The 12,579-nt window shown below is 68.7% G+C and carries 13 protein-coding genes; 8 read left to right on the forward strand and 5 right to left on the reverse strand.

Features of this window, described 5'->3' with window-relative positions:
• Positions 1-274 (reverse strand): tripartite tricarboxylate transporter substrate-binding protein (locus AC1DY5_RS22160; RefSeq protein WP_478114805.1); only part of this gene is annotated, 274 nt, incomplete at its 3' end.
• Between the two features lie 84 nt (positions 275-358).
• On the opposite strand from AC1DY5_RS22160, the gene AC1DY5_RS22165 reads away from it, so the two are divergent.
• Positions 359-1,159 carry an IclR family transcriptional regulator domain-containing protein gene (locus AC1DY5_RS22165; protein WP_478114807.1) on the forward strand — a complete coding sequence of 267 codons (801 nt, stop codon included), beginning with the start codon at positions 359-361 and terminating at the stop codon, positions 1,157-1,159.
• Here the strand turns inward: AC1DY5_RS22165 and AC1DY5_RS22170 are convergent.
• From AC1DY5_RS22170 to AC1DY5_RS22185, 4 genes are all read right to left on the reverse strand, one after another.
• Positions 1,147-1,317, reverse strand: coding sequence for a hypothetical protein (locus tag AC1DY5_RS22170; protein WP_478114808.1), 171 nt, complete (start codon positions 1,315-1,317; stop codon positions 1,147-1,149). The two genes, AC1DY5_RS22165 and AC1DY5_RS22170, sit on opposite strands and share 13 nt — an antisense overlap.
• 149 nt (positions 1,318-1,466) lie before the next feature.
• A complete protein-coding gene (locus AC1DY5_RS22175; protein ID WP_478114809.1) occupies positions 1,467-3,098 on the reverse strand; it encodes a long-chain fatty acid--CoA ligase in 1,632 nt (543 codons plus the stop codon).
• Between the two features lie 76 nt (positions 3,099-3,174).
• Positions 3,175-4,044 carry an alpha/beta hydrolase gene (locus AC1DY5_RS22180; RefSeq protein ID WP_478114810.1) on the reverse strand — a complete coding sequence of 290 codons (870 nt, stop codon included), beginning with the start codon at positions 4,042-4,044 and terminating at the stop codon, positions 3,175-3,177.
• Positions 4,045-4,064: 20 nt separating this feature from the next.
• A complete protein-coding gene (locus AC1DY5_RS22185; protein ID WP_478114812.1) occupies positions 4,065-4,772 on the reverse strand; it encodes a TetR/AcrR family transcriptional regulator in 708 nt (235 codons plus the stop codon).
• A gap of 170 nt (positions 4,773-4,942) precedes the next feature.
• Between AC1DY5_RS22185 and AC1DY5_RS22190 the strand changes: the two genes are divergently transcribed.
• The 7 genes from AC1DY5_RS22190 to AC1DY5_RS22220 form a co-directional block, all read left to right on the forward strand.
• Positions 4,943-5,809: a fumarylacetoacetate hydrolase family protein gene (locus tag AC1DY5_RS22190; protein ID WP_478114814.1), complete on the forward strand. Its 867-nt coding sequence runs from the start codon at positions 4,943-4,945 to the stop codon at positions 5,807-5,809.
• 3 nt (positions 5,810-5,812) lie between these two features.
• Positions 5,813-6,616 (forward strand): alpha/beta fold hydrolase, encoded by an 804-nt coding sequence (locus AC1DY5_RS22195; protein ID WP_478114815.1) that lies wholly within the window; start codon positions 5,813-5,815, stop codon positions 6,614-6,616.
• An 84-nt stretch (positions 6,617-6,700) separates the two neighbouring features.
• Positions 6,701-7,990 (forward strand): metal-dependent hydrolase family protein, encoded by a 1,290-nt coding sequence (locus AC1DY5_RS22200; protein WP_478114817.1) that lies wholly within the window; start codon positions 6,701-6,703, stop codon positions 7,988-7,990.
• Between the two features lie 9 nt (positions 7,991-7,999).
• Positions 8,000-9,283 (forward strand): metal-dependent hydrolase family protein, encoded by a 1,284-nt coding sequence (locus AC1DY5_RS22205; protein ID WP_478114819.1) that lies wholly within the window; start codon positions 8,000-8,002, stop codon positions 9,281-9,283.
• Entirely contained in the window at positions 9,280-10,221 is a 942-nt protein-coding gene (locus tag AC1DY5_RS22210) for a branched-chain amino acid ABC transporter permease (protein ID WP_478114821.1), read from the forward strand. Before AC1DY5_RS22205 ends, AC1DY5_RS22210 begins: the two co-directional genes overlap by 4 nt.
• Positions 10,222-10,244: 23 nt before the next feature.
• Positions 10,245-11,369, forward strand: coding sequence for a branched-chain amino acid ABC transporter permease (locus tag AC1DY5_RS22215; RefSeq protein WP_478114823.1), 1,125 nt, complete (start codon positions 10,245-10,247; stop codon positions 11,367-11,369).
• A 16-nt stretch (positions 11,370-11,385) separates the two neighbouring features.
• Positions 11,386-12,579: ABC transporter substrate-binding protein (locus AC1DY5_RS22220; protein ID WP_478114825.1), on the forward strand; the 1,194-nt coding region annotated here is incomplete at its 3' end.

Below are 12,579 nucleotides of genomic sequence, written 5' to 3' on the forward strand. Positions count from 1 at the left end.
ACGCCAACAGCGTCTCGCCGTCGGGCGGGGCGTTAAAGACCGACTCGGCGCCGATGTTGCCGCCGGCGCCGGTGCGGTTCTCGATCACGACGCCGGCCGGAAAGCTGTCGCGCAGCTTCGCGGCGACGACGCGCGGAAGGATGTCGGCGGTGCCGCCGGCCGGGAAGGGAACCACGATTCTCAAGGGCTTGCCGGGCTGTGCCGCTGCGGCGCCGGCCAGGAAGGCGGCGGCCAGGCAGGCCGCGCCAAGGCGCCGGGCGAAGGGTTTGAACATGTCTCAGGATCTCCGTGTCAGTCGTTCATCGGGGGAACTGCAGTGTCTTGACTCAGCGCAAGGTAAACAAGCTAGATTTGCGCTATGCGCAAAAAACCCGTCAATGCGACGTCCACCCCCGAGCCGGTGGACAAGAACTTCGTGGCCTCACTGCAAAAGGGGATGGAGGTCCTGACCTGTTTTGGGCGCCAGCACAACCGCCTCACCGTGTCCGAGGTGGCGCGGCTGACCGGCGGCTCGCCGGCCTCGGCCCGGCGCTCGCTGCTGACCCTGCGCGCCTTGGGCTACCTGGAGAGCGACGGCAAGCGCTTCTGGCTGTTGCCGAAGGTCTTGCTGGTCGCGCATGCCTACCTGGCGTCGCGGCCCACGCCGTCGCTGGCGCAGCCGCTGCTCGACGCGCTGTCGGAGCGTACGCGCGAATCCGCATCGCTCGGGACGCTGCTGGAGGACGACGCGATCATCATCGCGCGCTCGACGGCGCGGCGCAGCCTCAGCACCGGCCTGGGGATCGGATCGAGGCTGCCGGCGTACTGCTCGGCGCTCGGGCGCGTGTTGCTGGCCAGCCTGCCGGTCGACGAGGCCGAGCGGCGCGTGCGCGCGATGCCGCGCCGCGGCCTGACGCCGCGCACGGTGTTCCAAGCCGATGCGGTGCTGGCCTTGATCGCCCGCTGCCGCGACGAGGGCTACGCCGGCAACGACGGTGAACTCGAACTGGGGGTGCGCTCGATGGCGGTGCCGGTGTTCGACCGCGGCGGCGCGACGGTGGCCGGCATGAGCATCGCGGTTCGCGCCGAGCGGATGGAGCTCATCGAGTTGCGGGATGCCTTTCTGCCGGCGCTGCGCAAAGCCAGCGCCACGCTCACGGCCCGGCTCTATCCGGAGTGAGCTGAAGCCCCTGTTCGTTCATCGCGCGTGCTCTTCCTCCCTGCGGCAGCCACCGGCAGGCCAGCAGCCACCGCGGTGTAGAGCGCGATCCCGGTCGTGAGCCCGATGAAGCTCACTGCCGCATAGGCCGGCCGGGCGAACAGTGATAACGGCAGCAAGGGGTGCGCCGCGCGATGCCGGCGCGGAGCCAAGGCCGGAGATGGCGTCGTTGCCCGCGCCGGCAGTGATCTCGTTGTTGCCCCTCCCCACGAGATGTAGGTGTTGCCTGCGCCGGCGTTGACCGTGTGGTTGCCCTGCAACCGTGTCCTCAGTCCGGCGACTGCGACACCCTGTCGCGATACATCTCGCGCAGCCGCGTCTTCAGGAACTTGCCGGTCGCGGTCTTGGGGATCGCCTCGACCCACTCGAAGTCGTCGGGCAACTGGAAGCGGGCCAGCTTCGGCCGCAGGAATTCGCGCAGTCCCGCCGCATCGAGTTCGGCGCCCGGACGCCGCACCACCACCACCAGCGGCCGCTCGCCCCACTTCGGATGCGGGATCGCGACCACCGCGGCCTCGGCGACCGCGGGATGGCCCATGGCCAGGTTCTCGAGCTCGACCGAGCTGATCCATTCGCCGCCCGACTTGATCATGTCCTTGCTGCGGTCGACCAGGTGCATGTAGCCCTTCGGGTCGATGGTCCCGATGTCACCGGTGCGCAGCCAGCCGTCGGCGGTGAACTTGCCCGGATCGTTCGGCGTCGCATGGTAGGACCCCGTGACCCACGGCCCGCGGACCTGGACTTCGCCCGCGGACTTGCCGTCCCAGGGCTGCACGCCCTCGGCTTCGTCGACGATGCGCATCTCGACCAGCGGCGTCGCGATGCCCTGCATCGCGCGCACCGCATGCTGCCCTTCCGGCGGCAGCGCGAGGTGCTCGGGCCGGATGACCGGCACGCTGCCCAGCGGCGAGGTCTCGGTCATGCCCCAGCCCTGCACGATGCGCATGTCGTGCTGCGCGAAGTTGGCGATCATCGATGTAGGAACCGCCGCGCCACCGACCAGCATCCGCATGCCTTTCACGAGCTTGCGTTCGCGCGTCGGGTTGGTGAGCGACTGCCAGATCATCATCCAGATGGTCGGCACGCCGAGCGCCATCGTGGCCTGCCCTTCCTCCATGAGATCGAGCAGGTCCTCGCCGCCGAGATGCGGCCCGGGCAGGATCTGGCCGGCGCCGACCATCATGGCCGAGAAGGGCACGGCCCAGGCATTGGCATGGAACATCGGCGTGACCATCATCACCTCGTCGCGCACCGACAGCGCGAACAGGTCGGGGATGCAGCCGGTGATGGCATGCAGCACCATCGAGCGGTGCGAGTACACCACGCCCTTTGGGCGGCCGGTGGTGCCGGAGGTGTAGCACATGCCTACGGCCTCGTTCTCGTCCTGCTCGGGGTACCGGTAGTCGGCGGCATCGCCCTCGATGAAGTCCTCGTAGCCCTGCATGCCCGCGGGCAGCGGCGCACCGCCGAAGGGCACGACGATGACGCGCGGCTGCTGCTTGAGCAAGGGCGACACGCGTTCCCAGATCGGCAGCAGCACGTCGTCGACGACCAGCACCCCGTCGCCGGCGTCGTCCATGATGTAGGCGATGTCCTCGGGCGAGAGCCGCAAGTTGAGGGTGTGGAGCACCGCCCCCGCGGCCGGGATGCCGAAGTAGCACTCGAGGTGCCAGGCATGGTTCCAACTCATCGTCGCGACCGCCTCGCCCCGCGCGACGCCTGCCTTGCCGCGCAAGGCCTGCGCGAGCTGCCGAGCGCGGCGCCGGATCTCGCCGTAGCTGCGGCGGTAAGTCGACTTGTCGGGCAGCCGTCCCAGCACGCCGCGGTCGGCGAAGTAGGTTCCGGCGCGCTCGAGGATCATGTTGGTGCTGAGTTGCACCGGCATCATGGTGGACTTCATGGCTTGTCTCCGTGGTTACGTTGCTGCGTCGTGCAATCGAATCCGGACCGCGCCGGATGATAGGCCGACGCGGCCTTCAGCCGCCAGAGGAGCAAGGGATTCCGAGCAGTTGCAGTGCCAGCCGATGCGTGCCCGCATGCGGGTCGACCAGTTCGTGCAGCACGTCCATGTGGTTGCGCCCCGCCACGGTCTCGGTGGCCACGACCACGCCCGGCCCCCAGGCGCGGGCGATGAGCCCGGCCTGCCGCAGGAACTCCTCGCTTTCGTCGCCGCCGGCCACGGTCGCGAGCGCCCCCCGCGCGGGCGCCGGCCACAGCGCCGGACTGAGGCGGCGGGCAGAGGCTGCGCTGAGGCCGATATCGGCGGCCAGGAAGGGCGCATGCCGAAGGGGCTCCAGCGCGTACAGGCCCGAGATCGACAGCGCCGACTTCACGAGGTCGGCGGGCAGGTCCGCGGCCACCGCCTGCCAGTCGCAGGCCAGCAGCATCGTCGCCAGGTGGCCACCGGCGGAATGGCCGGCGACGACGATGCGATCGGGGTCGCCACCGTGCGCGGCCGCGTTGCGCCAGACCCAGGCCAGTGCCCGCGTCAGCTGCAGCGCGATGTGCTCGATGCGGACGGCCGGACACAGCGTGTAGTTGAGCTGCACCCCCATCGCGCCGGCGTCGACGAAGGCTGGCGCCACGAAGGCCTGGTCGCGCTTGTCGAGCGCGCGCCAGTAGCCGCCGTGGATGTAGACCAGCACCGGCGCCCGGGTGCTCGGCGGCGGCAGGATGTCGAGCCGCTCGCTGGCGTCGCTGCCATAGGGCTGGTCGAGCACCCAGCCGGGCCGGGCCAGTGCGCGCGCGGAGGCGTCGGCCCAGTGCTGCAGGATCGCTGGATGCCCGGGGATGCGGGCGCGGCTGTTGTACTGGGCATCGAACCAAGCGGGCGAGCGACGCGGCATGCGTTTGTCCTTTCCCGACTTCAGCCGCGCTTGACGGCCGGCGCGGCCGCCTTGGCACCCTGCGGCTTGGGCGGGCGCCTGCGGACCGGCTTCTGCTCGGCGTCGCGCAGCGCGGCATCGATCAGGGCATCGGCCATCCACAGCGCCGTGCGTTCGACCTCCCGATCGCCGAGGCCCCAGATGTCCTTTAGGATCACGTAGGGCTCGATGCCGTAGACCACCGACAGCGCGTGATGCAGCCGGTCGCGCACGGCCGGGCTCATCAGGGGCGCCAGCGGCTCGATCGCATGCTCGAGGATGCGCACGCGGTGGCCGCGCCGGTAGGGTTCTTCCTCCAGCAGCCCGGCGCGCTCGAGCCCCCACTGCTCGAGCGAGAGCTGGGCGGCGGCGCGCAGCTGCGCCTCGAATTCCTTGAAGCGCGGGAATGTCTGCAGGAACAGCTCATGCACGCGGTCGCGGCCGTTCGGGTTGGCGGACGCCAGCTTGCGCACCGGCCCCAGCGAGCTGTCGATCACCGCGGTGACCAGAGCGCTGCGGCTCGGGAAATAGCGGTAGGCGGTGGCCCGCGACACCTTCGACCGGGCCGCCGCCTCGGCCACCGAGGGGATGTGGCCGCTCTCCTGGATGATGGTCATGGCGGTGTCGAGCAGCAGCCGGAAAGTGGCCGCCTTGACCCCGCGCTCGGGAGGGATCGGGGGTTCGCTCAGCTTGTGTTTGAGTCTCGCCATCGGGTTTGTACGGGGCGTCGAAGGCCTCGGAAAGTATTGTGATCAGCAGTTGCCGGATCGTATGATGCAGCGATCCCGATTTGAGACGCAAGTCTCATTCATGACTTCCGAGACTTCGAGGCCGCCGGTGCACACCGGCCGGACCCCGGGGCGATATGGAGACAAAGTCGATGCGCTTGGCCAGCTGGAGTTGGGGTGGACGCGACCACGTGGGCACGATCTCGCCGGACGGGCGGGAGGCCACGCCCCTGGGCGTGCGCGACCCATCGCTCGGGACCTTGCCGCTGATCCAGGCGATGGCACGCGGCGAGTCACTGCCGCAGCCTTCGGGCACGCGGCTGCCGGTCGAAGTGATCACGTTGCGTGCGCCGCTGCCGCGCCCGCTGCGCAGCCTGTTCTGCGTCGGACGCAACTACCGCGCTCATGCGGCCGAGCTGGCCGGCTCGGTGTTTCGCGCCGCGATGCCCGAAACCGACCCCTGGCCGATCGTCTTCGGCAAGCTCGGCGAATGCGTCGTCGGACCGCACGATGTGGTGCGCCTGCCCTCCCCCGCCGCCTCGATCCAGATCGACTACGAATCCGAACTCGCGGTGGTCATCGGCCGCGGCGGACACGACATCCTGGCGGCCCATGCGATGGACCATGTGTACGGCTACACGGTGGTCAACGACGTCACGGCGCGCGACGTGCAGATGCGCCACCAGCAATGGGACCTGGGCAAGAGCTTCGACACCTTCTGCCCGATGGGCCCTTGGATCGTGACCGCCGACGAGATCGACGGCCGCGCGACACGCGTGCGCGGCTGGGTCAACGGCGCGCTGCGCCAGGACGGCCAGACGCGCGACATGATCTTCGATATCCCGACCCTGATCGAGACCTGCTCGCGCGGCATCACGCTGTATCCGGGCGACGTCATCGCCACCGGCACGCCCTCGGGGGTCGGCATGGGCCTGAAGCCGCCGCAGTGGCTGCACTCCGGCGACGTGGTGCGCATCGAGATCGATGGCGTCGGCGTCATCGAGAATCGCTTCGAGTAAGCCATGGGCTTCCAGCTGATCGACCGCATAGCGGTGGAAGAGGAAGGCGAAGGCCCGGCCGTCATCTGCGTGCACGGCCTTGGCGGCAGCTCCAACACCTACACGCCGCTGTTGCCCGCGATGGCACGGCACCGGGTGATCCGCGTCGACCTGCCGGGCAGCGGCCGCTCGCAGCGGGCCGAGGGCGCGCTGTCGATCGACCGCTATGTCGAGACGCTGCTCGAGGTCTGCGAGCGCCTCAAGGTGGCGCGGGCCCATTGGGTCGGCCACTCGATGGGCACCATTGTCTGCCAGCACATCGCCGCGTCGCACCTCAGGCGGGTGGCGAGCCTGACTCTGTTCGGCCCGCTGATCGCGCCGCCCGATGCGGCCCGCGCCGCGATGACCGCGCGTGCGGCCAGGGCGCGCGAAGGTGCCGCCGGCATGCACGAGATCACACAGGCACTGCTCCAGGGCGCGATCTCCTCCGATACGCGCCAGCGGCTGCCCGTGGCCGTGGCCTACGTGCGTGAGAGCCTGATGCGGCAGGACGGCGAGGCCTATGCGCGCAGCTGCGAGGCACTAGCCGCTGCGCCGGCCGCCGCGGTCGAGCAGATCGAGGCGCCGGTGCTGCTGGTGACCGGCGACGAGGACGGCGTGGCGCCGCCGCAGGCTGTGCGCGCGCTGGCCGAGCGGCTGCACCGCGCCGCCAGCACGCGCGTCGTGGTGCTGCCGCGCTGCGGCCACTGGACCCCGATAGAGCGGCCCGAGGAATGCCAGCGCGAGCTGCGCGAATTCCTCGCCGCGCACGCAAGGAGTCTGAAATGAAACGTCCCCACGCTCATCACTTCGTGTATCGCTGCCCCCCGAGGGGGCGCTCAATGCCCTTCGGGGGGCCGGGCAGGCATTGACATGGCCGACGTGATGTTCACCAACGTGCGGATCTTCGACGGCGGCGGCGAGGCGCCTTTCAACGGCGACGTGCTGGTCCAAGGCAACCGCATCGCACGCGTCGTCAAGACCGGCTACGCCGCGCGCGCGGCGCCGGTGACGGGTGCGCAAGTGATCGACGGCGCCGGCGCCTTCCTGATGCCCGGCATGGTCGAGGCCCACACGCACTTCTCGTGGAACGACCAGCCCAGCCTCGACGCCATCCAGCGCATGCCGCCCGAAGAGCACATCCTGTGGTGCGCCGAGGTCGCTAAACGCTACCTCGACATGGGCTGGACCAGCTGCGTCGGCGCCGCCACCGCAAAGCCGCGGCTCGACGTCGTGATCCGCAACGCGATCAACGACGGCACCATCGTCGRCCCGCGCTATCTCGCGGCCAGCCAAGAGATTACTGTGCCCGGCGGTCTCGGCGACACTACCCGGCCGCACCTGCCGCAGCCCGAGTTCGCCTTCGGCGCGATCGTCTCCGGCGCCGAGGAGATGCGCCGCTGCGTGCGCATGTTCGCCAAGTACGGGGTCGACTCCGTGAAGATCAATCTCTCGGGCGAGTCGATCACCGGCATGCCGAGCGAGATGAGCCAGTTCACCGAGGAAGAGATCACGGTCTGCGTGCAGGAGGCCAAGGCCTGGGGCAAGCGGGTGGCCGCGCATGCGCGCTCCACCTGGTCGATCAAGCAGTGCGTGAAGCAGGGCATCGAGGTCATCTACCACGCCAGCTTCACCGACAGCGAGGCGCTCGACATGCTCGAGGCCCACAAGACCGAGCACTTCATCGCGCCGGGCCTGGCCTGGCTCATCAACACCTGCCACCACGCGAGCCGATGGGGCCTCACCGAGGAGGTGACCCGGAAGATGGGCTACCACCGCGAGCTCGAGGCGGCGATCGAGAGCATGCGCGCGCTGCGCCGGCGCGGTGTCCGCATCCTGCCGGGCGGCGACTACGGCTTCGCCTGGACGCCGCACGGCACCAACGCCAAGGACCTCGAGTACTTCGTCAAGTACGTCGGCATGAGCACCATGGAGGCGCTGCTGTCGGCCACCGCCTGGGGCGGCCCGATGATGCGCATGGGCAAGGTGCTCGGCTACATCCGCGAAGGCTACCTTGCCGACATCCTGCTGATCGACGGCGATCCGCTGGCCGACATCACGGTGCTGCAGGACAAGGCCCGCATCATGGCCGTCATGAAGGATGGCGAGTTCCATCGCGCCCCGCCGCTGCGCTCGGCGCGCACCACGCGCTGGACCACCTAGGAGAACCGCATGGCCGATGTCGTCTTCACCAACGTCCGCATCCTCGATGGCACGGGGCAGAACCCCTACAGCGGCAGCGTGCTGGTGCGCGGCAACCGGATCCGCCAGGTCGGCCGCAGCACGGCGCCGATCGCGCCCGGCGGCGCCACCGTGATCGACGGCGCCGGCGCCACCTTGATGCCCGGCATGTGCGAGGCCCACACGCACTTCTCGTGGAACGACGCCGCCACGCTGGCCGAGATCCAGACCCTGCCGCTCGAGGAGCACGTGCTGTGGTGCGCCAAGGTGGCCCGGCGCTACCTCGAGGCCGGCTTCACCTCTTGCGTCGGCGCCGCCTGCGCCAAGCCGCGGCTCGATGTCGTGATCCGCAACGCGATCAACGCCGGCCAGATCCCCGGCCCGCGCTACCTCGCGGCCAGCCAGGAGATCACGGTGCTCGGCGGCCTTGGCGACGAGACCCTGCCGCACCTGCCCTTCCCCGAGTTCAGCTTCGGCGTCAACATCTCGGGCCCCGAGGAGATGCGCAAGGCGGTGCGCCTGTTCCTCAAGTACGGCGTCGATTCCATCAAGGTCAATCTGTCGGGCGACAACTTCACGCCGCAGTCGCCGGCCGAGACCACGTGGATGACCGACGAAGAGGTCGCTGCCGCGATGCGCGAGGTCAAGGTGCGCGGCAAGCGCGGCATCGCCCATGCGCGTTCGTCGGAGAGTGTCAAGCAGGCGCTGCGGCACGGCATCGACCTGATCTATCACGCCAGCTTCGTCGACAACGAGGCGCTCGACATGCTCGAGGCCGCCAAGGACCGGGTCTTCGTGGCGCCCGGCATCGCGATCCTCTACGCCATGCTGTACGAGGCCGAGCCCTACGGCATCACGCACGAGATGGCGGTCGGGATGGGCTACGAGACCGAATGGGAAGCCGCGATCGTGTCGCTCTCGAAGATGCACAAGCGCGGCATCCGCGTGCTGCCGGGCGGCGACTACGGATTCGCCTTTACGCCGCACTGCCAGAACGCACGCGACCTCGAGTTCTTCGTCAAGTACCTGGGCTTCACGCCGATGGAGGCGATCCGCTCGACCACGCTGTACGGCGGCCAGATCATGATGCGCCCCGACGAGCTCGGCTRCATCAAGGACGGCTACCTAGCCGACCTGCTGCTGGTCGACGGCGATCCGCTGGCCAACCTGTCGATCCTGCGCGACCCGAAGCGCATTCTTGCGGTGATGAAGGACGGCGAGTTTGCCAAGGCGCCCGAGATCGCGTCGCAGCGGGCCTGGGAGCGTGCCGCGTGAGCAAAAAAAGCGCTGGCCTCTGGTTGCTGTTCGGCCTTCCGATCACCGTCTTCGTGGTCTGGGCGATCGCCGACAACGCCACGCTGTTCTTCAAGACCCTGCTCAACGGCATGACGCTGGCGTCGCTGTACTTCCTGGTCGCCAGCGGCTTCACGTTGGTCTTCGGCCTGATGCGCAACGTCAATCTCGCGCACGGCTCGCTCTACCTGTTCGGCGCCTACATCGGCTGGTTCGTCGGCGAGCGCACCGGCTCCTGGGTGCTGGCGGTCGTCGCCGGCTTCCTCGCCGCCGCGGTGATGGGCCTGCTGATGCAGCTGCTGGTTTTCCGCCACATGCAGGGCCAGGACCTGCGGCAGACGCTGGTCACGATCGGCCTGTCGATCGTGCTGGCCGACCTGATGCTCTGGATCTGGGGCGCCGAGATCTACACCTTCGACCCGCCGGCCTGGATCTACGGCTCGACCACCCTGCCCCTGGTCGCCAAGTTCCCAACCTATCGGCTGTTCGTGCTGCTGGCCTCGATCGTGATCGGCGTCGGACTCTGGCTGCTGCTGGCGCGTACGCGAATCGGCATGATGATCCGCGCCGGCGTCGACGACCGTGCGATGCTGGCCGCTTCGGGCGTCAATGTGCAGCGGGTCTTCGCGCTGACCTTCGCGATCGGCGCGGGGCTCGCGGGGCTGGCCGGCGTAGTCGGCGGCACCGCGCTGTCGATCTCGCCCGGCGAGGACATCCGCTACCTGCTGGCCTCGCTGGTGGTGGTCATTGTCGGCGGCATGGGCAGCGTGGTGGGCGCCGCGATCGGCGCCCTGCTAATCGGCTTGGCCGAGCAGTTCGGCCTGGCCTACGCGCCGACCTACAGCGTGGTCTTCACCTTCGTGATCATGGTGGTGGCGCTGGCCTTCAAGCCGCGCGGCCTGATGGGGAAGAATACATGAGCGCGGCGCGCTGGCGGCGGGCCATGAATGGTTCTGCGACGGCGGCGGCGCGCGGAGGGCGTGATTCGCGCGCCACAGTGCTGCCGCACCCTTCGGCACCCGCCGGCCGCTTCGAAGCGCAGGCGGCGGTGTCGCCCTGGTGGCGCTCCGCGCTGCGCGCCGTCAAGCTGCGCCACCTGCTGGTGCTGGTGTTCGTGCTGGCCTATCCCTTCTTCGCCACGCCCTTCTTCACCTTCCAGATCGGCGCCCAGTCGCTGGCGCTCGGCCTGATCGCGCTGTCACTGACCTTCCTCGGCGGCTATGGCGGCATGGTGTCGCTGGCGCAGATGACGGTCGCCGGCTTCGCGGCCTACATGCTGGCGATCTTCGGCAGCAGCAGCAACATCGCGATCAGCCTGGGCTGGCCCTGGTGGCTGGCACTGGTCGTCGCCGTGTCGCTGGCGACCGTCGTGGCGGCGGGCATCGGCTGGCTGTCGGTGCGCACTGAGGGCATCTACACGATCATGATCACGCTCGCGGTGGGCGTGGCCTTCTTCTACCTGGCGCAGCAGAATTACACCCTCTTCAACGGCTTCCAGGGCTTCAGCCGCATCGCGCCGCCGACCGTCCTCGAGCTCGACCTGCACGAGCCGATGCCCTTCTACTTCCTGGTGCTGGCCTGTGCGCTGGGCGGCTACTTCTTCGTCAAGCACCTGGTGCGGGCGCCGTTCGGCATAGCGCTGCAGGGCATTCGCGACAACCCGCGCCGGATGCAGGCGCTGGGCTACAACGTCACCGCCCACCGGGTCGCCGCCTATGCGGTGGCCGGCTTCCTGGCCGCGATCGGCGGCGTGCTGATGGTCTGGTACAACGGCCGCATCTCACCCGGCACGGTCGGCACCGGCGCGATGATCAACATCCTCATCATCGCCGTGCTCGGTGGCATGAAGCACCCGATCGGCGCCTTCGTCGGCGCCATCGTCTTCGTGCTGCTGCAGAACTTCGCGATCGACCTGGTCGACCGCGAACGCTTCAATCTCGTGATCGGCGGCGTCTTCCTCGCGATCGTGCTGTTTTCCCCCGACGGCCTGCTCGGGCTCTGGCAGAGCCTGCACCACCGTCTGGGCGCCTCTTTCACCCCCCGCGGCCTTGGCCGCATTCATCGATGACAAGAAGGAGCGAGACATGAGCAGAGGCAACAGAATGTTCGGGCGCAGCATCCTAGCTGGCGCGGCGCTGGTCGCGATGGGCGCCCTGGCGCAGGCCCAGGAGACCTTGAAGATCGGCCTGCTGGCGACGCTGGAGGGCCCGTTCGCGGCGCCCGGCCAGGACAGCATGCGCGGCGCGGATCTTGCGCTGAAGGAGAGGAACGGCACGGCCGGGGGCAAGAAGATCGAGTTCGTCAAGGTCTCGTCCGACGCCACGCCGGACAAGGCGGTCAATGCCACGCGCAAGGCGGTCGAGCAGGACAAGGTGCAGATCATGATCGGCCCGCTGTCGGGCGACGAAGGCATCGCGGTCAAGAACTACGCGAAGACGCAGCCAAACATCACCTTCATCAACGGCTCGTCCGGCGCGCAGGCGACGACGCTTTCGGACCCGGCGCCGAACTTCTACCGCTTCAACACCGAGGGCGCGCAGTGGATGGTCGGTCTGGGCGAGCATGCGCTCTCGAAGGGCTACAAGAAGACCTTCCTGATCGCCGAGGACTACGGCTTCCCGTACTCGCAGGTCCAGGGCTTCATGGCCAGCTATTGCGCCAAGGGCGGCAAGGTGGTCGACAAGGCCTGGGTGCCGCTGGGCACCAAGGACTACGCCTCGGTGATCGCCAAGATCCCGAAGGACGTCGATGCGCTGGTGGTGGTGCTGGGCGGCTCCGACGCGGTCAACTTCCTGACCCAGTACGAGCAGGCCGGCGGCGACAAGCCGATGGTCGGCGGCTCGATCACGGTCGACCAGACGGTGCTGAACTTCAAAGGCAAGCGGCGCGAATCGCTGCTCGGCACCGCCTCGGCCGGCCCGATGGCCGACTCGATCGACACGCCCGAGTGGAAGAAGTTCGTGGCCGACTACAAGGCCACCTTCAAGGACGGCTTCCCGAGCCCGTCGCTGTTCGCCTACCTGTACTACATCAACACCAAGGCCGCGCTCGACGGCCTCGATGCGGTCAAGGGCGACCTCTCGAACGGCCAGAAGGCCTACCGCGAAGCGCTGCAGAAGACCAGCTTCAAGGGCCCGGCCGGCGAAGTCAGGATCGACGCCAACCGCAACGGCGTCGGCACCACCTACATCACCGAGGTGATGAAGGCGCCCGACGGCTCCTTCTATAACAAGGTCGTGAAGTCGGTGCCGAACATCACGCAGACGCTGGGACTGCCC

It is taken from the genome of Variovorax sp. P4_D9, assembly GCF_056401695.1.

Excerpts from the sequence above, each read along its gene's own strand:
- AC1DY5_RS22195 (WP_478114815.1), top strand. The coding sequence starts at position 5,813 with ATGGGCTTCCAGCTGATCGACCGCATAGCGGTGGAAGAGGAAGGCGAA.
- AC1DY5_RS22175 (WP_478114809.1), bottom strand. The coding sequence starts at position 3,098 with ATGAAGTCCACCATGATGCCGGTGCAACTCAGCACCAACATGATCCTC.
- AC1DY5_RS22190 (WP_478114814.1), top strand. The coding sequence starts at position 4,943 with ATGCGCTTGGCCAGCTGGAGTTGGGGTGGACGCGACCACGTGGGCACG.
- AC1DY5_RS22180 (WP_478114810.1), bottom strand. The coding sequence starts at position 4,044 with ATGCCGCGTCGCTCGCCCGCTTGGTTCGATGCCCAGTACAACAGCCGC.
- AC1DY5_RS22215 (WP_478114823.1), top strand. The coding sequence starts at position 10,245 with ATGAATGGTTCTGCGACGGCGGCGGCGCGCGGAGGGCGTGATTCGCGC.
- AC1DY5_RS22165 (WP_478114807.1), top strand. The coding sequence starts at position 359 with ATGCGCAAAAAACCCGTCAATGCGACGTCCACCCCCGAGCCGGTGGAC.
- AC1DY5_RS22185 (WP_478114812.1), bottom strand. The coding sequence starts at position 4,772 with ATGGCGAGACTCAAACACAAGCTGAGCGAACCCCCGATCCCTCCCGAG.